The organism is Psychrobacillus sp. FSL K6-1415 (genome assembly GCF_038003185.1).
Lineage (GTDB): Bacteria > Bacillota > Bacilli > Bacillales_A > Planococcaceae > Psychrobacillus > Psychrobacillus psychrodurans.
Window position 1 is genome coordinate 2,460,618 of record NZ_JBBOOQ010000001.1, and the last position, 23,878, is coordinate 2,484,495.

A 23,878-nucleotide genomic window follows, 5' to 3' on the forward strand; every position below is an offset into this window, starting at 1 on the left:
AATATCATAGCAATAATTGTATAAAAAACAAATTATTCGCTACTATTTTGATCTTTTCGTAATGTAATTGGCAAACTCTACTAGTAAACCATTGTGCATTTGAACATTCTCTAAGGCTTGGAAAGCTTGGTTATACTGATTTTGAAGTTCTCTTTTTGCACCTTCAATAGTCAAAATTGAAGGGTATGTATTTTTTTCGCTTTTTAAGTCTTTACCAGCAGTTTTACCCAACTGTTCCGATGTACCTTCTACATCTAGAATGTCATCTTGAATCTGGAAAGCAAGACCAATATGAAATGCATATTTTTTTAATGCACTCATTACTTCTCCTGGAACATTTGCAATGATAGCTCCTGCTAAAATACTGTAGGATAATAAGGCCCCTGTTTTATTTACATGAATCTCTTCCAATTGCTCTAATGTTAAATTTTGACCTTCACCTAGCATATCTAATACTTGACCGCCAACCATTCCTTCTGCACCCGCAGAACAGCTTAACTTTTCGATTAAATCTACTTTTAGCTGAGGGGAAATATTTTGAAGTCTAGCAATAATACCAAAAGCAATCGTTACAAGTGCATCTCCTGCTAATATAGCAAGTGCTTCGCCAAATACAATATGATTGGTTGGTTTTCCACGTCGTAAATCATCATTATCCATCGCAGGTAAATCATCATGAATGAGTGAATACGTGTGAATCATTTCAATCGTACTTGCAACAATAAGTGCGTCCTCATTCTGAATATCTAGCTCTTTTAAAACTGCAAGTGTATATAATGGTCTAATTCTTTTCCCACCTGCTTGAAGTGAATACAGCATAGCATCTTTTAGAGGCTGTGGCGCCTTTATATCTTTTATAAGATCATGTAATGTTTCTTCAATAAGCGGCTGATTGGTTTGTATAAATGAAGTTAATAGATTACTCATTGTCCGCACCAACGTCTTCTTTGTTTTCATCTATAAATGTTACTAGTTGTTTTTCCGCTTTTTGCAACTTGTCACTACATACTTTGGAAAGCTCCATACCTTTTTGGTATAGTTCTATAGCACTTTCTAAAGGTACATCACCTTGTTCTAGCTGGCGAACTATATTTTCTAATTGCAGCATTGCTTCGTCGAATAGAATTTCCTTCTTAGTCATTAGTATTAGTCCCCACTTTCTTTCACTTCAACTTGCCTAACGATAGCTTCTAATTGACCATCTTGTAATGTAATAAATATCGAATCATCTTTCTTTACATTTTCCACGGATTTAACTAGTTTACCCTCTTTAAATATAATACTGTATCCACGGTCCATAATCTTCAACGGATTTAACGCTTCTAAAGTACGTATAGAGCCAACAAATTGCTGACGATATTTTTCAAACGTGGATAGTGATGCTTGGTTCAATTGGTTAGTTATTGACTGGACAGATTTATGATGTTGATCGATTAATTTTTGTGGAGATAATTGAGAAAATCTATTTTGAACCTGCAAGAAATCTCGATGCTTACTGTTATAAAGAAGGTTTGTTTCTCTTTGTAACTGTTGCTCTGTACGAATAAACCTTTCAATAAAAGGACGATATAATTTCTCGGGAGTTGCCATTATCGGTGATTCCATTGCTCGTTTATATCTGTTTTTTTCATCTGTTATCCGCTTAGTGATAAAATGTAAGCTTGCCGATTCAAATGATAAAATATTTTGCATAAGGTTTTCTTTGCTTGGCACTGCCATTTCAGCAGCTGCTGTTGGGGTCGGGGCTCTTAAATCTGAAACAAAATCAGCGATAGTTGTATCTGTTTCATGACCAATAGCACTTATGATTGGAACTCTACTATTTGCAATTGCTCTTGCTACTACTTCCTCGTTGAAAGCCCATAGATCCTCAATGGAACCGCCACCTCGTCCAACGATTAAAACGTCCATATCATTGTTTTGGTTTGCTCTTTCAATAGACTTAACAATGGAAGGCGCAGCTTGAGGTCCTTGAACAATACTAGGAAATACAATCACTTCGGAAATAGGGTACCGACGTTCTAATGTTGTTAAGATATCCCGTATAGCTGCTCCAGTTTTAGAGGTGACTACACCAATTTTTTTAGGGAATGTTGGAATTGGTTTTTTACGACTCGGATGAAAAAGCCCTTCTTGCTGCAATTTCTTTTTTAATTGTTCAAATGCTAAAAAAAGCTCCCCTATACCGTCTGGCTGTATAGTAGCAGCGTATAATTGATATTGACCAGCTACTTCGAATACATTTATATCTCCTCGAACGAGTACATTCATGCCACTTTCAGGTACAAATTTTAATGATTTGGCATTCATCGCGAACATGACAGAAGTAAGTCGAGCAGCATCGTCTTTAAGCGTAAAATAGATATGTCCGCTAGAATGAACTTTCACATTGGAAAGTTCTCCTTTTACGTACACATCTCGTAGATGCGTATCAGCATCAAATTTTCGCTTTATGTATTTAGTTAGGGCTTTTACAGTTAAGTACTTACTCGGTTCTGTAGTCACAAAAATACAACTCCATTAGTATAATTAGAAAAGCGTCAGGCGCCCCATTCCTTTAAAGAAAAGTAACTATAGAGACACCGTTGATTTTCGCTTCAGGCGGACGCTTTCCGTTGGCACGGCTTCAATCTCCTCGTCACTTCGTTCCTGCGGGGCTTTTAGCTCGCGCTGTTCCCACTGGAGTCCCTCTTTGCGCTTCAATCAACGAAATCCACTTTGAAAGGATAATTAAATAAAATATCAGATAAAATTAGTAGCATCTCTAATTTCAACAGCTTTTAGAAGTCCAATTTATCTATGCTAAATCTTAATCTATTTCTACCTAGCGATAGGCTTTACAAAATCTAATTGCAGTTAAACTCAATTTATTGATTGGAGTGAAATGTGGCGACTCCAGCGGGATAAGCGAGAAAGTCGAGACCCCGCAGGGAGCGTAGCTACCGAGGAGGCTCGGCCTCGCCCATGGAAAGCGTCCACATGTAACGGAAATCAGTAGCGTTAACGGATTACATAAAAAAGTAGGTTTATCCTTCATGGTAAAAGCTGTCTTTCATAGAAAAACAGCTCACCAATTATTTATTAGTTAATGTATTTTCAGCTGCTAAACAAGTATTTTCCATAAGCATCGCGATTGTCATTGGACCTACTCCACCAGGTACTGGGGTAATCAGCGAAGCTACCTCCTGTGCGGAATCAAAATCTACATCTCCGCAAAGCTTATTGTTCTCGTCACGGTTGATGCCTACATCAATAACAACTGCACCTTCTTTAATATAACTAGCATCAATCATTTTAGTTCGACCAGTTGCTACAACTAAAATATCAGCTTGCTTAGTAAATGAATGTAAATCTTTTGTTCTAGAATGACAGTAGGTAACTGTCGCATCTTTTTGTAATAATAATTGCCCCATCGGTTTACCAACAATATTGCTTCGACCAATAATAACAGCATGTTTTCCTGCAATTCCTACATCACTATATTCAAGTAATTTCATCACGCCAAAAGGTGTACAAGGAAGGAAAGATTGTTGGCCAATCATCATTTTCCCAACATTTTCTGGGTGGAAACCATCCACGTCTTTTAATGGAGAAATAGCTGCTATTACTCGGTCTTCATCAATTTGTGAAGGCAATGGTAATTGAACTAAAATACCATGAATTTTATCATCTTGGTTAAGTGCCTCTACATTTTTAAGAAGCTCCGATTCAGAAATATTTTCGTCTAGCTCAATTAATACGGAATACATGCCTAAACGTTCACATGTCTTTGCTTTATTGTTTACATAAGTTTGTGATGCTGGATTGCTCCCTACTAAAACAACCGCTAGTCCTGGAACGATATCTTTAGATTTTAGGTTTTCAACACGTTCTTTCACTTTTTCTGTAACTAATCCTGCAATTTGTTTTCCATCAATTTTATTAGTAGACACTTCAAACGCTCCTTAAGTCAATGTAGATTATTACTCTGCGTATTTAGATAAAACACCATTTACGAAACGACTTGATTTCTCGTCTCCAAATACTTTACAAATTTCTAGTGCTTCATTAATTACAACTTTTGCTGGTGTTTCTTCAGTGTATAGTAACTCAAATACTGCTATTCTTAGCACTGTACGTTCAATTTTCGGAAGTCTGGAAAGCGACCAGTTTTCTAGTTTATCTGTTAAAGAAGCATCTATTTCCTCTTTGTGATTCACGACTCCAGACACTACTTGAGTTAGGAAGGAATCTTTTTCTTCCGTAACATGTCCAATAGCTTCTTCTATGGAAATTTCATGATTGTCTAATTGAAATAATGCTTGTAATGCTAATTCTCTCGCTTGTCTTCGTTTCATTATTTAGTTCTCCTTTAAATGTAACTATCTAGACAATCATAGCATATTTTTTTGTAGTATGTGTATTAGAAAGGCAAAAAAAAGAAAGAGCCATCTAACGGATAAACTGTACCCTATAAGATAGACACTTTAAAAAAGGTCATCTTATAGGGTCTTTTTGTTTATAATGAAAAAAACAGTATTCGGAGCGATAAATTATGACTAAAAATTATTTAACACCTAACCAACAAAAAGAACTAAAAAAGAATCCATATGTAAAAGCTGTAAGCAATAAAGCGATTACGTACACAGATGAATTTAAACGATTATTTATTACTGAAAATGAATTTGGGAAGTTTCCGCGTGAAATTTTTGAAGATGCAGGATTTGATATCGAAATGATGGGGATGACACGCATTCATAAAGCGGCAGCTCGATGGAAAACAGCATACCAAAACCAAGGAATTACTGGGTTAGAAGATTCTCGGAAATATAGTTCTGGTCGCCCACTTGAACGAGAACTAAGTCTCGAGGAAAAGTATGCACGATTAGAAGCGAAGACTCGATTACTTGAGGCAGAGAACGAACTCCTAAAAAAGCTCGATTTACTCGAAAGGCAGATGGTGAAGAAGAAATAAAAATTGCGCCAGAATTAAAATTCGAACTCATTAACCAGATTATTAAAAAGTATGAGTTAAAGCGTATGGTAAGTTATCTTTGCGAGGTAATGGATGTATCTCGATCAGGTTTCTACAATTACTTTGATGAAAAATCCATTCAAAAACGTGCAATTAAAGGCGGTTCGGACGAGGTGGTGAAAAACATCATTTTAAAGGCGTATCATTTCCGAGGACGCAAAAAAGGAGCACGCCAAATTAAAATGACACTCCAAAACCAGTACCAGATTACATATAACTTAAAACGTATTCGCCGCATTATGAAGAAATTTGAGATTGTTTGTCCAATTCGAAAAGCGAATCCCTATCGCCGCATGGCGAAAGCAACAAAAGAACATCGCACATGCCCGAACGAATTGCAGCGCAACTTTAAACAAGGGTTGGCTGGAAAAGTGTTATTAACGGATATCACATATTTAAACTACAGAAGCGGAAAGCGTGCTTATTTATCCACGATTAAAGACGCAGAGACGAATGAAATTTTAGCGTATGAAGTCTCAGATAAAATTACATTAGACATCGCATTAGATACACTTCACCAATTAAGACGTCGTCATTCACATATTCGAAATGATGCCTTTATTCATTCGGATCAGGGATTTCATTACACAAATCCGACCTATCAAAAATTAGTGAAAAAGATGAATCTTGGACAGTCAATGTCACGCCGTGGAAACTGTTGGGACAATGCTCCACAAGAATCATTCTTTGGGCATTTTAAAGATGAAACAAATATAAAAGAATGCGAAACATTAGAAGAAGTAAAACAAGAAGTGAAGTGTTATATGATATATTACAATTATTATAGAGGCCAATGGAATTTAAAAAAGCTGCCGCCTGCAAAATACAGACAGCAGCTTCAACAAGTTGCCTAACCTTTTTCAAAATGTCCTTTACAAAGGGTACAGTTTAGATAGCTCTTTCTCTTTTATTCTACTGTATCGAATTGAACACCTGTTATATGTACATTCACTTCTTTAGGTGTCAAACTCGTCATATTCTCGATTGATTGGCGAATTTGGGATTGGACTTCTCTTGCAACGATAGGAACAGATGAGCCATATTTCACAAGGCAATATACGTCGATAAATAATCCTTCATTGTTTATCTCCGTTTTAATCCCCTTGCCATGTACTTTTTTCCCTAAGCGTTCTACTACTCCTGCTGCAAAGTTTCCTCGTGTACCAGCTATACCTTCTACTTCATTTGTAGCAATTCCAGCAATTACTGTAATTACTTCGGGAGCAATTTCTATTGTCCCTAAATACTCTTTTCCTTCAGGAGTCATTTGAACATATTTTTGTTCAGTAGTTTCTGTCATATCCTTCACTCCTTATTATGAATTCATTACATCATATTTTTCTAAGAATTTCGTGTCAAAATCCCCTGACACAAATACTTCATGATTCATGAGCTTCGAATGAAATCCAATCGTAGTTTCGACCCCTTCAACAGCAAATTCGCTTAGTGCACGTTTCATTTTAGCGATTGCTTCTTCTCGAGTTGCAGCATGTACTATAAGCTTAGCAACCATCGAATCATAGAATGGTGGTATCGTATAACCTGGGTATACAGCTGAATCTACTCGAACTCCTAACCCACCTGGAGGTAAATAAAACTCAACTAGTCCTGGAGAAGGCATAAAGTTTTTCGCAGGGTTCTCTGCATTAATACGACATTCAATTGACCATCCATTAAGTTTAATATCTTTTTGTTCGAAAGGCAATTTTTCACCAGCTGCAACTAAAAGCATTTGTTTGATCAAATCTACACCTGTAATCATTTCTGTGACAGGATGCTCCACTTGAATACGTGTGTTCATTTCCATAAAGTAGAATTTTTGTTCAATATGATCAAAGATAAATTCTACTGTACCTGCACTTTCATAACCAACAGCAAGCGCTGCCTTCACAGCAGCTTCTCCCATTTCAGCGCGAAGCTCTTCGGACAATGCTGGTGATGGTGCTTCTTCCACTAGCTTTTGCATGCGACGCTGAACAGTACAATCGCGCTCTCCTAAGTGGACCGCGTTTCCGTGGCCATCAGCTAACACTTGAATTTCTACGTGACGGAATACTTCAATATATTTCTCTAAGTAAACGCCAGGGTTGCCAAATGCTGCTGCCGCTTCTTTTTGAGTTATTTTAATTCCTTTTAGGAGATCTTCTTCATCTTTAGCTACACGGATTCCTTTACCACCGCCACCAGCAGTAGCTTTAATAATTACTGGAAAACCAATTTCATTCGCAACCTTCAAAGCATCCTCATCGGTTTCTACAATGCCTTTAGATCCTGGCACTGTTGGAACTCCTGCTTTTTGCATTGTTTCTTTAGCAACATCTTTAATCCCCATACTTTTAATAGCAGAAGAAGTTGGTCCGATAAATTTAATATCACACTCTTCACATAGCTCAGCAAACTCGGCATTCTCTGCTAGGAATCCATAACCAGGATGAATTCCCTCACAGCCAGTTAGTTTTGCTACAGTTATAATATTAGAGAAGTTTAAATAGGAATCCTTTGAAAGTCTCGGACCAATACAGTAAGCTTCATCAGCAATTTGAACATGAAGTGCTTCACGATCTGCTTCTGAATACACAGCAACAGTTTCAATATCTAATTCTTTACATGCACGTATTATACGGACAGCTATTTCTCCGCGATTCGCAATTAGTACTTTTTTCATCATCCTTGCTCCTTTCTTAGTTTCCTTTAACGAGGAACAGAGGTTGACCATATTCAACTAGTTGTCCGTCTTTCACAAGAATCTCTACTACTTCTCCATCAATTTCCGCTTCAATTTCATTGAACAGCTTCATTGCTTCTACGATGCAGACAATAGAATCAGACGATACTTTCGTACCAACTTCAACGTATGCAGCTGCATCTGGAGAAGAGGATTGATAAAACGTACCAACCATTGGTGAAATAATGGTATGTAATGAGCTATCCGCTACATCTTCGGCAGTTTCTACTACAACAGGTTCTTTTGGTATTTCTTGAACGATAGGGGCTTTTACCTCTACTTGTTTTGGTTGTTCTACAATTGATGAACTATCAAATGTTTCACTATTAGAATTTACAGTACCTTTTGCATTTTTTTTCAGTTTAATTTTTGTACCTTCTGATTCGTATAAAAATTCATCTAATGACGACTGATCGACTAGTTTAATAATTTCTCTTATTTCTTGAATCTTCATTTAGCTATTCCCCTTTAATCTACATTATTAATTGCTCCATTTTCTATTTTAGACGTTTTCCTGCAAATTTGAAATAGATAGGGTTAATTATTCTGAAATAATAAATAAAACCGGACAAAAAGAAGCTTCGTCTTTATAGTTCAAAAACTGTTTTTAAGCTTTTCATTAGGCTTCGGAATGAGTACTGTTCGTTATATTATTGTCATTGATTTTTAGAAGCTCTTAATAAGTATGGTCAAGACTGGTCTATCTTTTCTCGGTAACTTATGTCTTTTGTCTGTCAGCTGGACTCCAACTAGATCTTTGTCGTCCAATACTCTTATAATGAAATTACTCCTTATCTCAATAGTTTAAATTACTTTTTGTTTAGTGAGTTAACTACGTTTAACAATTACCTACCGGAATTTACGGATGAGATGTCCCTGCTTCTTATAACATCAATTGCTATGTAAAATATATTATTGAGCACTACTAATGAAAAGCGGAAGGTTCACTGCAAATGAATATGGGCTCGGTCATTCATCCTTTAAGGATCATGAAACCAGTGCTCACTTACTATTTTATATACTAAAAAAAAAAAGCGCCTATTCAGGCACTCTTCTAAATTACTATATACTAAGTATTTTAATCTTTTTATAGATTACTGACCATCAAAACTTACTTCAACATTATAAGCTTCTGGCCACTCACGTTTAACCTGATAAATAATTTCTGATGCTTTTTTAGTCGATTGTTCATTTGATACAACATCTATAAAAACATCACTTTCTTCTATACGAACTAATGCGTCATCATAACCTAATGACTTGATGATTAATTCCAGCATCGCTTCAGTGGAATCAATTTTAACTAGTTCCTCAATTTGGTTATATGCCTCGTCTTTTTGTTCCGCAGTAAATTCATTGGAACCTACTTTTGTAGTTAATTGATCACGAAGTTGACTGCGTTTTTCAGTTACTTCCATTCTCATTTCTTCAAATGCATTACTTTTAGAAGCAAATGATTCTTCATTTGTCGACGAAGTTTCTACTAACCCTACCTCATCTAACGTATCATCGGAAAATAGTTGAATCCCATCGAATGGAGATGGTCGATCCGATACATAGAAAACCGTCACTACTGCTACTAAACTAAATAATGTTAAAAACCATACAGATCTTTTTCTATTCATATTATTTATCCTCCAATTCCATTTCTTCTATCACAATTCGATGTGGAGATATTTGCAGTACAGATGAAAGTGTCTTTATTAAACTATTTTGTATACGTTTATCGTTCGCCCCTTCCGCAACTACTAGTATTCCAATCAATTCCTCTTTGTCCTTTTTACTGTCACTTGTCCACTGGAATAATGAAAGATCATCACTTTCCGAAGTGTTTTCAGAACTAACATCGTAATGAAAATAAACTGCAACCTTACCTACCCCATTAATCTTTTCTAAAATAGATATTAGATTTTCTGAGTCTTGATAGGCTGGAACTTCGGTTTCAATATTGCTCCCTTCATCACGAGTAAGTAGGTCAGAAAAAAGTAGACTAATGAAAAGAACAGCTATACAAATGACAACAAAACGAAAAGTGGGTTTTTGTTTGAATGAAATTGTGAATCACCCTTCTTTTCATGATGGTTACAATACTTTATGCAAGACAACCTGTTTATATGAAGAGAAAGGAAAGAATCCAATAGATAATTGCAATTTTCACAAGAAATCCGTTCCTTTCTTTATCGGTATGCTCCAATAATATAGAGATTAACTCTCCAATTAGAACAATCATTAAAATACCTAAGAGAAGTGTCGTAACGACGATGGTTACTATCCTTTCCCACTTATTAATAGTTTTGCAAATAACATCGTTAAAATAATTGTAAAGAAAAACGTAAACGCAATTAGCACTGAAATTATAGAAAGTACGAACAGCGTCTTACCAATATCATCTAGTAGTCCACTTATATTGCCGTCAACAAAAGGCTCTAAAATAGCACCTAGTAAACGGTATAAAAAAGCAATAAGAATTGTTTGTATGGTTGGAATAGATACCAACATTAGCACAGATAGAATAACTGCGTTTCCAGTTATAACTGAAGCAGAGGAGGAAAAGTTCTTCATCGTACTAATACTTTCCGTCAATAAAGATCCGACAAACGGAATATTATTTTGAATTAACCGCTTTACAGTCTCATTAACGGTCCCACTTACAGACCACGTAATCACACCGTTCACTGACATGAAAATACTATATAAGAGAAGAATAATAGAAGTAGATCCTATTAAAGTTAAACGGATGAGATCAGACATTTTGGAAAATGAAGTAGGAGGATGAATTCTACTTATTAAGTCAAATATAAAAGCAGCCATAATGGCAGGTATTAAAATTTTCCCAGCTAATACTGTAGTGAAGGAAGCAAATAACATAACAGCTGGATTCCATGATGTAATTAGAAATGCTCCTCCTGAAGCAGCAATCCCGAGTGTTAAAATGGGATATATACCAAGGAAGAGAGTAACTAGTTCACTCGTCATAGCCTGTATCATTTCTAATGCTCGAATAGCGGGTTCCAAACAGTAGATGCATACTATGAGCATAAATAATAATTTAAACAATCTTTTACTCGACGGAATAAACCACTCTAGACATATAAAGACAAATCCAAATAATAGAATGTACGAAAATGTTTGTGCTACCTCTTTTATAGGCTGCAGTAAAGACATTAGTATTTCTTCCATTGCTGTTCATTCCTTCAAGAGAGTAGTCCCAAAATTGATAAAAACTTGTCATAGAATTGCTGCATATGATTTAGCCAGACAATGAGCAAAATAGCTTTTGTCGTAAAAGTGAATAGCGAGGCAAGGCTTGTATATTCATAGTCCAAAAAAAGTTCTTCGATGATCTGTGAAAGAAATAATAATACGACTGAAAATAAAAGTAGTTTAAAGACCGGTAGTAGATTTGCTGGAATGACGGAGATGTACTGGGAGACATAAGGAATGATAAGTACCGTGAATATATAAGTTAAAAAGAGAAAAATGTAAATCGTATATACAATTGAATGAATGCGAGGGTATGTTTCTTTTACTAATTGCAGCAAAACAAATGCTAGAATAATTGTAATGTAAATGACCATTAGCTAACTCGTCATCATAAGCCATTCTAAAAATGTAGATATTTCGTAAAAAAATAGTTTCAACAGTCGCAATAATTCAATTGTCATATATATATAACCAACAAAAAACAAAAAAAATGCAAACTCCTTTTTACCAGTGGATTCAAAAAACAAGTGAAGTATTGCTATTAATAAACCAATACCCGCAACTCGAAGTACATCGTGAAGTTCCACAATGCCTCCCCCTTCCATACAAACAACATATGATGGATTTAGATGGATTATGAAAGAAAGTACTAAACCACTTTTAATTCGTTTCTGATTGTCTTTAGATCGACAAGTCTTTCCTAAATCGGGATCAGGTGGATATAGCAGATCATTAGGCAAATCGCTGAGGGGCGAGGGCGTATACACCAGTGTCCTGGGCGTTCGTAAGCTTCCTGGCGGTTTTAACTACTACATATTTTGATTGCAGCGAAAACGTCCCTCTCTTATAGATATTATTCTTTTAAATACTAGGACTTCTAAGTAATTCTTCGTTAAAAAAAAGCCTCACAAATGTGAGACTCTACATTGTATACATTAAATTATTGAGCTCTTGATACGTATGAGCCTTCATCTGTATTGATGATTAGTTTATCACCAACATTTATAAACAATGGAACCGTTACTACTAAACCAGTTTCAAGACTAGCAGTTTTAGAACCGCCACCTGAAGTATCTCCTTTGATACCTGGCTCTGTTTCTGTTACCTCAAGAATAACCGTTTTTGGTAATTCTACTCCCAATGTTTCTCCTTGGAATTGAATTACATGTATTTCCATATTTTCGCGTAAGAATTTTAGTTCGTATTCAATTTGGTTTTCACCTAATTCGATTTGTTCGTAAGAATCTGTATCCATGAATACATGTTGATCTCCACTAGCATATAGATATTGCATTTTACGGTTATCAATTTGTGCTTTTTCTACTTTTTCTCCAGCACGGAAAGTTTTTTCATTTACTGAACCGTTACGTAAATTTCTCAATTTAGAGCGTACGAATGCTGCGCCTTTACCAGGTTTAACATGTTGGAAATCCAATACTCTGTATAGTACCCCATCAACTAGTATTGTTAAGCCTGTTTTAAAATCATTTACTGAAATCATTATTTTCCCTCCAAATTAAGATAAAATTAGTAATTCTTTTGTCGAATGCGTTAACTTTTCTAAACCATTCTCCGTAACAAGAGCATCATCTTCGATTCGCACTCCACCAATGTTCGGAAGATAAATACCTGGTTCTATCGTAATAACCATACCTGGCTCCAAAACAATATCAGAACGGAATGATAATCCCGGACCCTCATGTACTTCTAATCCGATCCCATGACCTAATGAGTGACCGAATGCTTCACCGTAACCTTTTGAAGCTATATAATCCCTAGCAATAGCATCTGCTTCTTTCCCAGTCATTCCAGGTTTAACTTTTTCTAAAGCCAGTAGCTGTGAGTCGAGGACTACTTGATAAATCTCTTTCAATTTATCACTTGGTTCTCCAACAGCTAACGTACGTGTAGTATCTGAAATATACCCATTGTATAATGCACCGAAATCTAATGTTACAAAATCTCCATTTTCAATGACCTTATCAGTAGCAACCCCGTGCGGAAGTGCTGAACGTGTTCCAGAAGCAACTATTATATCAAAGGAAGAGGAAGTTGCTCCTTTTTTACGCATGAAAAATTCCAATTCATTGGATATATCAAGCTCGGTCATACCTGGTTTTATGTAAGTTAAGATATATTCATATGCTTCATCAGCAATACGACAAGCTGCCTTTATTATACTAATCTCTTCGTCCGTCTTAATCAAGCGAATTTTTTCAACAAGTCCTGATAGTGGTACTAAATCGGCTTGTATTGCTTGTTTGTATAGTTCAAAGTCGCTATAAGTGACATCATTTTTTTCAAATCCTAATGAGTTTATCCCCATATCTGTAACTTGAGTAGCAATTTCTTCGATTATTGTTTTCTTATGTTGTACTATACGAAAATCTTTGATTTGACTCGCTGCTTGCTCTGTGTAACGGAAATCCGTTATAAACATAGCGTCATTTTTAGAAATGATTGCTACACCAGCTGTTCCAGTAAATCCTGTCATATATCGTATGCTATGACCATTTGTTATTAATAAAGCATCTACTCCGTTTTCTTCAAGTGCTGCACGTAATTTACCAAGTTTCATTTTTAGCCCTCTTCTCATTTTAAAATATCCTATTTATATATTTTATCACAGTAAGTGGGGGCGGTAAATTTTTCATTTTCCAAGTGGGGTGTCCTGGGAGTGAAATATCGCTGATTCCATGATGAAACGAACAGCAACAATAACTATACATATAAATGGTATAGATAATTTTTTTATTGTTTTCTCTATTGAATCTGCATCTAAAATAATCCATTCAAGTGCTATGGCGATTAGGAGACCCAAAGCAATACTAGTTATGGACACTGGAATTTTGGCAAACAATAAACAAACATAATATAAAAGAAAACAAATCCCCCATATGACTAAAAACAAAATTATCCATTTAACATATACGTTGCTCCCTTTTAAAAATTGAAACGTCTTTGTATATCCTATAGGATCCCATTTAATAAATTGGAAATAATCCAGAAATTTAAATAGAATGGTCGTGAAAATTGCTGCAACGAGACTAGTACTAATTGATAATCCTTTCATGTAAATCTCCTTTGTTTTTCCATAGTTTAAGCGAATGGACTAGTTATTAAACGTAGGAATAAAATAAAAGCACAAGTGATAAGGGCTTATCAGCTTGTGCTTTATCATTATAAAGAATTTATATGGCAGATCATATTGTGTATCCAACATTCAAGTACTAGAATGAATCAAATGAACCCTAAATTTGAGGTATTTATAAGAGAAAGACAGACAAGTAATCTCGATTAATTTTTTGAAAAAAGAGAAGATGATTGTGACGTTAATCACGATCATCCTCTCTTAAAATTGATTCTGTCCAAGGCTCTCCGAAAAAAGATAGAATCAGATTTCACTTTAAAGCGCTTAAGCTTTTGAACTTATCGGATTACAACCCACATTTTAGTTGGGCATTACAATTGGTGCATGTATTACATCCACCCATTTCTTCTACAGTACCTTTACGACAAACAGGGCATGTATTTCCAACCTCTGAACCAATTGTTACATTAGTTGAACGTAAATCTTGAATGGTATCTATTAAAACTACATGTCTTTTTTCTACTTTTTCTTCCTTTGGATGATCTTCTAATGTATTTTCCTCTGCTTTTAAGGTTAAAACTTGCGAGTCACGACTTCCATCGACATACACAGTACCACCCTTAGCTCCTCCGCGATATAAACGCTCGTAAACACCCTCTACCTGTTCAACTGTATAACCACGTGGCGCGTTGACCGTCTTAGAAATAGAACTATCAATCCAGCGCTGAATTATACATTGTACGTCTGCGTGTGCTTCTGGAGCAAGTTCCATAGCAGTAACGAACCAATTTGGAAGATTTTCTTCTTCTGCTGTTTCATTGCTCTCTAAATATTCTTGTACAATATCTGCTTTTACCTCGATGAATTTACCTAGACGTCCACTTCTGTAATAAGTGAATGAATAATAAGGCTCAAGTCCAGTAGAAACGCCTACCATTGTTCCAGTAGAACCAGTAGGTGCAACTGTTAATAAATGAGAATTTCGAATACCATTTTCTAAAATAGAGTTTCGAATGTCTTCTGGCATTGAACTCATAAATCCAGTTTCCGTAAATGCTTTACGTAAACGATTCGTTTCCTCTTCTGTTTCACCAGTTAGGAATGGGAAGCTTCCACGCTCTACAGCAAGTTCTGCTGATGTTTCATAAGCAGCAATCGCAATTGTTTTAAAGATTTCGTCCACTAAAACATTACCTTCATCAGAACCATATTCTTTTTCACAATAAATTAACAAATCGGCAAGACCCATCACACCTAAACCTACACGTCTTTCACCAAGTGCTTGTACTTTGTTTTCTTCTAAGAAATATGGAGTAGCATCAATTACGTTATCTTGCATGCGTACGCCCACACGGACTGTTTCTTTTAATGCTTCATAATCGACTGTTTTTGTGTCTTTATTTGCAAATTGTGCTAAATTCACAGCAGCCAAGTTACATACAGAATATGGAGCAAGCGGTTGTTCGCCACAAGGATTAGTTGCGACGACTTTTTGTCCGTATGCTGTTGCATTCGTTTTTTCATTAGCATTGTCAATGAAGAAAACACCTGGTTCAGCTGAATAAGTTGCACAAATGTTAATCAAATTCCATAGCTCTTTCGCTTTTACAGTGCGATAAGTACGAACTTCGTAGCCCATTCTTTCCCATTCACGAACATCACCAATTTTATGCCAATTTTCATTGTAGAATTTCATCTCTTCTGGAGAATAAGCTTCGGTTGCTGGGAAACGCAATTCAAAGTCGCCGTCTTCCTCTACAGCCTTCATAAAGTCATCCGTAAGCGTAACGGAGATGTTTGCACCAGTCAAAAACTCGGAATTATGAACAGAATAAGTTCCGCCATCACGTAATTTTGTTTCCGCATCACGAATTATCTCACTATTAAATCCACCTAAACCTGGAATTGCTTTATAATTTATAATTCCTTGATACATAGCTTCTTCCTGAATTGTTAGGGGTTTGAATTTAAGCTTGTCCTTCGCTAGTTGTTTAATCGTTTCATCATTCGTATTTTCAATCAAGAAACGCAGAATACGAGGATTTTGCATTTTCGAAATTATAAATTCTGCAATATCAGGATGCCAATCTGCTAGCATTATCATTTGTGCGCCTCTCCGTGATCCACCTTGTTCAACAAGATGAGTCAGTTTAGCAATATCATCTAACCATGAAACAGAACCAGATGATTTTCCGTTCACTCCGCGAGCTAAAGTATTTCTAGGTCTTAGAGTAGAACCATTTGTACCAACTCCACCACCACGGCTCATAATTTCCATTACTTGCTTACGGTGATCACTGATTCCTTCACGAGAATCTGCAACGAATGGCATTACATAACAGTTGAAATAAGTTACATCTGTTCCTGTTCCTGCACCGTACAGTACTCGTCCGGCTGGGATAAATTTCAAAGAAACTAGTTGTTGATAGAATTTCTCAAACCATTCTCCACGTTTTTCTTCTGTTTCTTCTACAGATGCGAGTCCTGTTGCATTTCTTTTGGCAATTTGCTCGTAATAAACTTCAAGAGGTTTTTCAATGACACTTAAAGGACGAGTAATAATTCCAGACTCGATTTTAGCAGCATCGTCAATTGCACTTCGGTAATCTTCCTCTATTTGCACCTCAGCTGTTTTTGCTTGTTCGTTAATAGAGACGATATAGCCCAGTCCACGTGCTGGGAATTTAGGATCTTCTTTCACGGTTAGAACGACAAAATCGCCCTCTTTTAACGTTTTCTTTTCTGTATCCTTAAAAGAATAGCGATCAATCATGACAAGTCTCGACACACCTTTATGTGTAAGTGTCATATCTTGCGTAATAGGATGAACTTGTGGAAATAATTGAATATCTTTGTTTAGTGCTTCGACATTTAAAGTAAGTTTGGTTTCATTTTTGGCTGTCACCATTTACTCTTCCTCCTTTCTACAAATTGCGATTGACACAATATGTAGTGGTTTTAATAATAATACGACACAATATGTAGAAGGTAAAGCAAATTGATTAGGGATTTTAAATATAAGAACTAATTTCCTATATTTCATTTTTGCTATAAGACATTGTTACTTTTATTTTTTAAAATTCCATTCATCATTGTCATACCTTGTCGCTTCTAGTTCTTTTACGTAAGTTTGTTGTTCTTCTGTTAATGTATATTCAACCAATTCAATCTCCAAAGCATCAGCAAATCCTTTTTTAAAGGCAACTTTACATTCTTCAATCGTTATCGGTTTTGATATTATTTTGTTAATAGAGACAGCTTTTTGAGATAGGCCTTTCCTCACTCTATTTCTTACCTCGTCAGAAGTAAATTTAAACGTTTCAATTAACTTATCTTCATCGAGGTCAAGTAAAATCGCACCATGTTGTAGAATAACACCTTTTTGCCTTGTTTGAGCACTTCCAGCCACTTTTTTTCCTTCTACCACAAGTTCATACCAACTCGGTGCATCAAAACATACTGCGGATTTTGGTTTTTTTAAATTTTCTTTTTGTTCCTCTGTATTTGGAATAGAAAAATAAGCGTTTAAACCAAGGTTTTGAAATCCTAATAGTAAACCTTCACTAATAACACGATAAGCTTCTGTTACAGTAGCAGGCATACTTGGGTAACTCTCTGTAACGATCACACTGTATGTAAGTTCGTGTTCGTGAAGCACCCCTCTTCCTCCAGTAGGTCTACGAACAAAACCTAGTCCTAATCTTTTCACTGCATCCATATCAATCTCTTTTTCTACGGTTTGAAAATAACCAATTGATAATGTAGCTGGATTCCATTCGTAAAATCTAATAACTGGCGGAATAAGCCCTTCACTATGCCAATCAAGTAATGCTTCATCCATCGCCATGTTATAAGATGGACTACAGGGTCCAGAATTTATGAAGTACCATTTTGCCTTTTCCACCTTAATCTCTCCCTTCACAACGAGTATCATTTTATCAAATAGATTGAATTGTATCTAGCACTTCTTTTATAATGAATAGGAAACATAGAAAGGGGAAAGACCGTGTTAGAATTATTGTATTTTGTCATTGCTATACTCGTTGTACTTTTAGTCTATGCTGGAATCTCGGCATACCGTTTAAAAAAAATTGTTACTAACCTCACGCAAGAGCAATTCATTGAAGGCTATCGTAAAGCCCAACTGATTGATGTTCGTGAACCGAAAGAATTTGATGGTGGACATATTTTGGGAGCAAGAAATATCCCTTCATCTCAATTCCGTCAACGATACAAAGAAATTCGACCAGACAAGCCAGTGTATTTGTATGATCAAAGTGGCGCAAGAAGTTCTCGTTCAGCGATGTTTTTAAAGAAAAAAGGATATACACAATTATTCCAACTCCAAGGTGGATTCAAAGCTTGGACAGGTAAAGTTAAATCTAAGTAATACATAAGGTTCTTCTAATTTAAGAGGAACCTTTTTTCTTTCATCCATATTATTTTGGAGGGTTTAGATGCAAAAACATATATTATTTTCCCATTCAGAAGATTTTAGAAAGACTCACCCACATTATGAAGATTTTGCGATAGTTTCTAGACGAATTATTGCTTTATTGAACGAACGGACGAATGAAAGTTGGCAATCTATCGATATTGGTGAATCCATCCTCCAACTAGATGGGAACTTGTTAGAAATGATGGAAAAAAACTTGCTAAAATATGAGGTGCTTTGCTCCATTTTCGAAGCAAAATCTCAGGGCAAAATTTCCAGCAAGTCTCAATTATCCTTCGAAAATAAACTAGAGGTTGTAGAGACATTTGAGAACAATTTGATTTTATTTCCACAATATAATGTTGCATTGACCTTAGCATTCAATTATTCTGGCGGAAATACATGGCCGGAATATCAACTTTATTCAACATCTGTTGAACAGGCGTTAAATTTTTTACAAGAAATTAACGAAAAGCTGAGACAATTGTTAATGCAGGCCGTTACATATCTTGTGGATACGGAAAATGGTGTCCAGCGTAGAAATTACGGAGAGCAAGCTGCAGTTAATAGGGAGGATGTCCTTCTAGCAGAAAGTATTAAACAGGATATTTTCCGCTCGATTGATGAGTTTTTTAAAAAAGATGGCTATTTTTTCAAGGATTACGGACTTCCGTACAAACGTGGAATTCTGCTATATGGGGCTCCAGGTAATGGAAAGACAACATTAGTAAAGTCGATAACAGGCTCTACTAAAGCACCTGTTGTCTATTGGCAGATTACAGAGTTCACTGGCAGTCATTCTATTCAAGAAGTATTTGGTATTGTTACGAGGCTAGCTCCAGCCATTCTAGTTATTGAGGATATAGACTCCATGCCTGAATATACTCGCTCGGTCTTTTTAAATACCCTAGACGGTGCGCAATCCAGAGAAGGACTATTTATCATAGGAACAACCAACTACCCTGAAAAAATAGATCCAGCACTTATTAATCGTGCCGGTCGATTTGATCGGGCATATGAAATTCCTTCTCCAACAGAAACGGTACGACAAAATTATTTACGAAGACTTGATATCAAAGAAATCTTCTCTGACGATCAAGTAAAAAAAATGGCAAAGCTCTCAAAAGGCCTTTCAATGTCTCAATTAAACGAATTATATATGTCCGTAGCTCTGAACTGGCACTATGATGGAAAATTAGACTTCGAGAAGCGAATTGAAGAATTAACGAAGCAAAATAACCGTACCAATAAGAACAAATGGGAAAATGATGAAAATTCAATCGGGTTTAACTATTAATGAACTGAGTGATATAATTTGCATGTTACTAAAGAATCGAAAAGATTTTACTATGTAATCGCTATTCTAATCTCCATAGTTTTTGGCCTAGCTAGTAGATATATCAGTGCTTTACCTATGATTATAATAAATCATGCTGGTGATACATTTTGGGCAATTATGGTGTATTTTCTATTTCGAATTATCTTTGTACACAAAAGTCTGCATTTGGCGATTTATTTAAGCTTTGTTTTTTGTTTTTGCATCGAATTAAGTCAGCTATATCAGGCAGACTGGATAAATACAATAAGAGGTTCTTTGCTCGGTTCTCTAATACTTGGCAAAGGATTCCTTCCTGAAGATTTGATACGATATTCTATTGGTATTGTATTAGCTTATTTGCTGGATAAATGGATTTCTACTAAGTGGTGTAACTATCATTAGAATTATATATGTTTTTACTTGTTATGAATGTCGTAAGCCCATCTTAAAGTCAAAATCTGCCTCTAACGTCTTCAGTAGGTTTTGATCAGACTTGTAGCTATATTACAAACGACAGATTAAAGAGAGATTATTCGTAGCTGACGTTACGAACAATCTCTCTTTTCTCGGTACCCATATGGGGATTAACTGTCCTTCGCCGTCCGAAGAAGGGAAGAAAGCACTCATCTGGAAAACTATTTTTTATTGCTCATTTGCTAAATAACGGTCTCTCAAAATATTGCAATGATGTAGCTCATGACCTAGAATTATCACAACCAGTGCCCTTGCAGTTACATTATAATTATTCGCAGTTCCACTTTTTTGCATACTCTCCGCATCTATACTCTTCACGAGATGAATAGTTGAACTACGAACAGCTTGGAGGTTTTGTAACAAATCATTTATCGATTGCTCATTGAATGACGCTGCTTTTACATATACCTCCTCATCAAAGCCTGGAAGTGATACTGCATCCCCTCTAACAACAGACAATAGTCTGTGAGCCATAATTCGTTCTGTATCTGCCATATGCCCTAACAATTCTTTAACGGTCCATTTCTCAGCCGCATAACGGAACATTCCCTGTTCCTCAGATAATTGGGAAACGAGCCTAGTAGTTTTATCAATACCCTCTTCTAATAGATTAACAAAATCCCCTTCAGAAACAAGTTCAACATAACTTTGATAATACGGAGCATATTCAGCTTTTCCTAGTATTTTTTGCACTATAACCCCTCCTATACTTTATAAAGTATTTATTCTATTGGAAGTTCAATAATTCCTTTAAATTAGAAATGAATGGCAAAAAGTGCGATCCTAGGAAGAATCGCACGATTGCTATTATGCTTTTGTATATCGTAATACCGGCTTACGTGCAGCTTTTGTTTCATCTAAACGGTTTATCACCGTAGTGTGCGGTGCATCTTGAACGATTTCTGGGTTTTCTTCTACTTCTTTCGCAATTTGAATCATCGCATCACAGAAAGCATCTAAAGTTTCTTTTGACTCAGTTTCTGTTGGTTCGATCATCATGCCCTCTTCTACATTCAATGGGAAGTAGATCGTAGGTGGATGATAACCAAAGTCAAGCAAGCGTTTTGCCATATCTAGCGTACGAACACCAAGTTTCTTTTGACGACGACCACTTAGTACAAATTCATGCTTACAATGACGATTATAAGGTAGATCAAAATGTTCCTCTAAACGTCTCATCATGTAGTTTGCATTTAATACAGCATACTCTGTTACCGCTTTAAGACCATCTGGACCCATCGAACGAATATACGTGTATGCACGTACATTAATACCGAAGTTACCGTAGAATGGTTTTACTCTTCCAATTGTTTGCGGTCGATTATAATCGAATGTATATTTGTCTTCCTCTTTTACAAGAACTGGACTTGGTAAAAACGGTATCAAATCAGCCTTAACTCCAACTGGACCTGAACCGGGACCTCCGCCGCCATGTGGACCTGTAAATGTTTTATGCAAGTTCAAGTGAACACAGTCAAAGCCCATATCTCCAGGACGTGCTTTTGACATAACAGCATTTAAATTTGCACCGTCATAATACAATTTACCACCCACACCGTGGATAATCTCAGCTAATTCCAAAATAGTTTCTTCAAATAAACCTAAAGTATTTGGATTAGTTAGCATCAACGCAGCAGTATCTTGGCCAACAACACGACGTAAATCCTCCAAGTCTACTAAGCCTTCCTCATTGGATTTAACTGTAATCGTTTCAAAGCCTGCAACTGTAGCAGAAGCAGGATTAGTTCCATGTGCAGAGTCAGGAACGATTACTTTTGTACGTTGTGTATCCCCATTTGCTTCATGGAAAGCTCGAATCATCATTAAAGCTGTCCATTCACCATGTGCACCTGCAGCAGGTTGAAGTGTCACTTCATCCATTCCAGTTATCTCGATTAAATGCTCTTGAAGATCATACATTAATTCCATTGCTCCTTGAACAGAGCTTTCATCTTGTAATGGATGAATATTAGCAAAGCCAGGGAAACGTGCAACTGATTCATTAATTTTCGGATTGTATTTCATCGTACATGATCCAAGTGGATAAAATCCTGTATCCACACCATGGTTACGATTAGATAAAGCTGTATAGTGACGCATAATATCTAGTTCAGATACTTCTGGTAATTCAGCTTCCTCAGCACGTTGCATACCTTCTGGTAATAGAGTTGATAAATCTACTGCAGGCACATCTAGTTCAGGTAGATTATATCCTACACGACCTTCTTTTGTTATTTCAAAAATTAGTGGTTGATTATCCTTATGCATAAAGAGCCCCCATTTCTTGCACGAGTGCATCTATTTCCTCTTTTGTTCGCTGTTCTGTTACAGCGATTAATACATGATTTTTCAGATCAGCATTTACGCGACCTAAGTCAAAACCACCGATAATTCCTTTTTCAAGAAGTCCTTTATTTGCATCTGCAACTGAACCGTTTACTTTTACAACGATTTCGTTAAAATGAGCTCCTTGATACACCACTTCAAATCCTGCTTTTTCAAAGGATTGTTTTGCATAATGTGTTTTTACGATATTTTGGGTTGCCATTTCTTTTACACCTTTTTTGCCAAGTGCAGTCATCGCAACAGAAGCAGCAAGTGCATTTAATGCCTGATTTGAACAGATGTTCGAAGTAGCTTTATCTCGACGGATGTGCTGTTCACGAGCCTGCAACGTTAACACATAGCCACGACGGCCCTCTTCATCCGTAGTTTCACCAACTAAACGACCTGGTACTTTACGCATAAGCTTAGAATTTACTGCAAAGAATCCACAATGTGGCCCACCAAATGCTTCAGATATTCCAAAGACTTGCGCATCTCCTACTGTAATATCTGCTCCAAATTTACCTGGAGGTGTCAACACACCAAGTGCAAGTGGATTAGCGGATACAACGAATAGCGCATTTTGCGCATGTGTCAGTTGTTCCACTGCCGCTAAATCCTCTATTTGTCCAAAGAAATTAGGATATTGGACCATTACTGCCGCAGTATCTTCATCTACTAACCCTTCTAATTTCACTAAATCCGTTACGCCGTCTTTCATTGGCACAGTTACTACTTCAATATTTTGACCTTGTGCATATACCTTCACTACATCGATATATTCAGGATGAACAGCCTCAGAAACAATTAGCTTTTTACGACGTGTATGACCTGCAGCAAGATTCCCTGCTTCTGCTAATGCCGTACCACCGTCATACATAGATGAATTCGCTAGGTCCATTCCCGTAAGTTCACATATCATTGTTTGAAATTCAAAAATTGCTTGAAGCTCACCTTGTGAAATTTCTGGTTGATAAGGAGTGTAAGCTGTATAAAATTCAGATCTAGAGATAACATGATCTACAATAATTGGTTTGAAATGATCATATACCCCAGCACCTAAAAATGACGCGTATTGTTTACTGTCAGCATTTTTTGCAGCTAGCTGGCTCAATTCTTTAAGAAGAGCTGATTCCGCTTTTGCAGGTTTAATATTGTACTCACCTTTAAAACGAACTTTTTCAGGAATGTCTGCAAACAATTCATCAATCGCAGAAATGCCAATTACATCTAGCATTTCTTTTTGATCTTGTTCAGTCATTGGTAAATAACGATGCTTCATCAATGGACAA

General features: G+C 36.3%; 24 protein-coding genes. 4 read left to right on the forward strand and 20 right to left on the reverse strand.

Features of this window, described 5'->3' with window-relative positions:
- Positions 1-42: 42 nt before the first annotated feature.
- The 5 genes from MKY60_RS11580 to nusB all read right to left on the reverse strand — a co-directional run bounded on the left by MKY60_RS11580 (position 43) and on the right by nusB (position 4,337).
- The gene (locus MKY60_RS11580; RefSeq protein ID WP_241600741.1) at positions 43-927 is read right to left on the reverse strand and encodes a polyprenyl synthetase family protein; all 885 of its coding nucleotides are present in this window, start codon (positions 925-927) and stop codon (positions 43-45) included.
- Complete coding sequence (xseB, locus tag MKY60_RS11585; RefSeq protein ID WP_241600742.1) at positions 920-1,141, reverse strand: exodeoxyribonuclease VII small subunit; 222 nt, start codon at positions 1,139-1,141, stop codon at positions 920-922. The genes MKY60_RS11580 and xseB overlap by 8 nt, the downstream gene beginning before the upstream one ends.
- A 5-nt stretch (positions 1,142-1,146) precedes the next feature.
- Positions 1,147-2,505: an exodeoxyribonuclease VII large subunit gene (gene xseA, locus MKY60_RS11590; RefSeq protein ID WP_241600743.1), complete on the reverse strand. Its 1,359-nt coding sequence runs from the start codon at positions 2,503-2,505 to the stop codon at positions 1,147-1,149.
- Positions 2,506-3,074: 569 nt separating this feature from the next.
- On the reverse strand, positions 3,075-3,932 hold the full coding sequence (gene folD, locus MKY60_RS11595; protein WP_241600744.1) for a bifunctional methylenetetrahydrofolate dehydrogenase/methenyltetrahydrofolate cyclohydrolase FolD: 858 nt from the start codon (positions 3,930-3,932) through the stop codon (positions 3,075-3,077).
- Positions 3,933-3,962: 30 nt separating this feature from the next.
- Positions 3,963-4,337, reverse strand: a complete 375-nt coding sequence (nusB, locus tag MKY60_RS11600; RefSeq protein WP_090563681.1) for a transcription antitermination factor NusB — start codon at positions 4,335-4,337, stop codon at positions 3,963-3,965.
- A 197-nt stretch (positions 4,338-4,534) separates the two neighbouring features.
- Here nusB and MKY60_RS11605 point away from each other — a divergent pair.
- Positions 4,535-5,868 (forward strand): IS3 family transposase gene (locus MKY60_RS11605; protein WP_340928296.1). Its coding sequence is split into 2 segments (ribosomal slippage): positions 4,535-4,922 and positions 4,922-5,868, totalling 1,335 coding nucleotides; the frame shifts between segments, so codons are not numbered across the junction.
- Between the two features lie 53 nt (positions 5,869-5,921).
- Here MKY60_RS11605 and MKY60_RS11610 read toward each other — a convergent pair.
- From MKY60_RS11610 to MKY60_RS11665, 12 genes are all read right to left on the reverse strand, one after another.
- Positions 5,922-6,314 carry an Asp23/Gls24 family envelope stress response protein gene (locus tag MKY60_RS11610; RefSeq protein ID WP_093496648.1) on the reverse strand — a complete coding sequence of 131 codons (393 nt, stop codon included), beginning with the start codon at positions 6,312-6,314 and terminating at the stop codon, positions 5,922-5,924.
- Positions 6,315-6,329: 15 nt separating this feature from the next.
- Positions 6,330-7,682: an acetyl-CoA carboxylase biotin carboxylase subunit gene (gene accC / locus MKY60_RS11615; RefSeq protein WP_093496647.1), complete on the reverse strand. Its 1,353-nt coding sequence runs from the start codon at positions 7,680-7,682 to the stop codon at positions 6,330-6,332.
- A 13-nt stretch (positions 7,683-7,695) separates the two neighbouring features.
- Positions 7,696-8,193: an acetyl-CoA carboxylase biotin carboxyl carrier protein gene (accB, locus tag MKY60_RS11620; RefSeq protein ID WP_241600039.1), complete on the reverse strand. Its 498-nt coding sequence runs from the start codon at positions 8,191-8,193 to the stop codon at positions 7,696-7,698.
- Between the two features lie 640 nt (positions 8,194-8,833).
- A complete protein-coding gene (locus MKY60_RS11625; RefSeq protein ID WP_241600038.1) occupies positions 8,834-9,364 on the reverse strand; it encodes a SpoIIIAH-like family protein in 531 nt (176 codons plus the stop codon).
- Between the two features lies 1 nt (position 9,365).
- Positions 9,366-9,503, reverse strand: coding sequence for a hypothetical protein (locus MKY60_RS11630; RefSeq protein ID WP_241600037.1), 138 nt, complete (start codon positions 9,501-9,503; stop codon positions 9,366-9,368).
- Positions 9,504-10,007: 504 nt separating this feature from the next.
- Complete coding sequence (locus MKY60_RS11635) at positions 10,008-10,919, reverse strand: stage III sporulation protein AE (RefSeq protein ID WP_090563688.1); 912 nt, start codon at positions 10,917-10,919, stop codon at positions 10,008-10,010.
- 401 nt (positions 10,920-11,320) lie between these two features.
- The gene (locus MKY60_RS11640) at positions 11,321-11,530 is read right to left on the reverse strand and encodes a SpoIIIAC/SpoIIIAD family protein (RefSeq protein ID WP_090563692.1); all 210 of its coding nucleotides are present in this window, start codon (positions 11,528-11,530) and stop codon (positions 11,321-11,323) included.
- 353 nt (positions 11,531-11,883) lie between these two features.
- Positions 11,884-12,444, reverse strand: coding sequence for an elongation factor P (efp, locus tag MKY60_RS11645; RefSeq protein ID WP_090563694.1), 561 nt, complete (start codon positions 12,442-12,444; stop codon positions 11,884-11,886).
- Positions 12,445-12,459: 15 nt separating this feature from the next.
- Positions 12,460-13,521: a M24 family metallopeptidase gene (locus MKY60_RS11650; protein WP_340929948.1), complete on the reverse strand. Its 1,062-nt coding sequence runs from the start codon at positions 13,519-13,521 to the stop codon at positions 12,460-12,462.
- Between the two features lie 72 nt (positions 13,522-13,593).
- The gene (locus tag MKY60_RS11655; RefSeq protein WP_093496642.1) at positions 13,594-14,016 is read right to left on the reverse strand and encodes a hypothetical protein; all 423 of its coding nucleotides are present in this window, start codon (positions 14,014-14,016) and stop codon (positions 13,594-13,596) included.
- A 364-nt stretch (positions 14,017-14,380) separates the two neighbouring features.
- Positions 14,381-16,942, reverse strand: a complete 2,562-nt coding sequence (locus tag MKY60_RS11660) for a vitamin B12-dependent ribonucleotide reductase (RefSeq protein WP_340879953.1) — start codon at positions 16,940-16,942, stop codon at positions 14,381-14,383.
- Between the two features lie 159 nt (positions 16,943-17,101).
- Positions 17,102-17,938: a lipoate--protein ligase family protein gene (locus MKY60_RS11665; RefSeq protein WP_340929950.1), complete on the reverse strand. Its 837-nt coding sequence runs from the start codon at positions 17,936-17,938 to the stop codon at positions 17,102-17,104.
- Between the two features lie 102 nt (positions 17,939-18,040).
- Between MKY60_RS11665 and MKY60_RS11670 the strand changes: the two genes are divergently transcribed.
- The 3 genes from MKY60_RS11670 (at position 18,041) to MKY60_RS11680 (ending at position 20,189) form a co-directional block, all read left to right on the forward strand.
- Positions 18,041-18,424 carry a rhodanese-like domain-containing protein gene (locus MKY60_RS11670; RefSeq protein WP_090563703.1) on the forward strand — a complete coding sequence of 128 codons (384 nt, stop codon included), beginning with the start codon at positions 18,041-18,043 and terminating at the stop codon, positions 18,422-18,424.
- Positions 18,425-18,491: 67 nt separating this feature from the next.
- A complete protein-coding gene (locus tag MKY60_RS11675; protein ID WP_241600034.1) occupies positions 18,492-19,766 on the forward strand; it encodes an AAA family ATPase in 1,275 nt (424 codons plus the stop codon).
- 18 nt (positions 19,767-19,784) lie between these two features.
- Positions 19,785-20,189 (forward strand): ribosomal maturation YjgA family protein, encoded by a 405-nt coding sequence (locus tag MKY60_RS11680; RefSeq protein ID WP_340879954.1) that lies wholly within the window; start codon positions 19,785-19,787, stop codon positions 20,187-20,189.
- A 240-nt stretch (positions 20,190-20,429) separates the two neighbouring features.
- Here the strand turns inward: MKY60_RS11680 and MKY60_RS11685 are convergent, their stop codons facing one another.
- The 3 genes from MKY60_RS11685 to gcvPA form a co-directional block, all read right to left on the reverse strand.
- The gene (locus tag MKY60_RS11685; RefSeq protein ID WP_340879955.1) at positions 20,430-20,954 is read right to left on the reverse strand and encodes a DinB family protein; all 525 of its coding nucleotides are present in this window, start codon (positions 20,952-20,954) and stop codon (positions 20,430-20,432) included.
- A 114-nt stretch (positions 20,955-21,068) separates the two neighbouring features.
- Positions 21,069-22,529, reverse strand: a complete 1,461-nt coding sequence (gene gcvPB / locus MKY60_RS11690) for an aminomethyl-transferring glycine dehydrogenase subunit GcvPB (RefSeq protein WP_340879956.1) — start codon at positions 22,527-22,529, stop codon at positions 21,069-21,071.
- Positions 22,522-23,868 carry an aminomethyl-transferring glycine dehydrogenase subunit GcvPA gene (gene gcvPA, locus MKY60_RS11695; protein WP_340879957.1) on the reverse strand — a complete coding sequence of 449 codons (1,347 nt, stop codon included), beginning with the start codon at positions 23,866-23,868 and terminating at the stop codon, positions 22,522-22,524. Before gcvPA ends, gcvPB begins: the two co-directional genes overlap by 8 nt.
- Positions 23,869-23,878 lie beyond the last annotated feature (10 nt).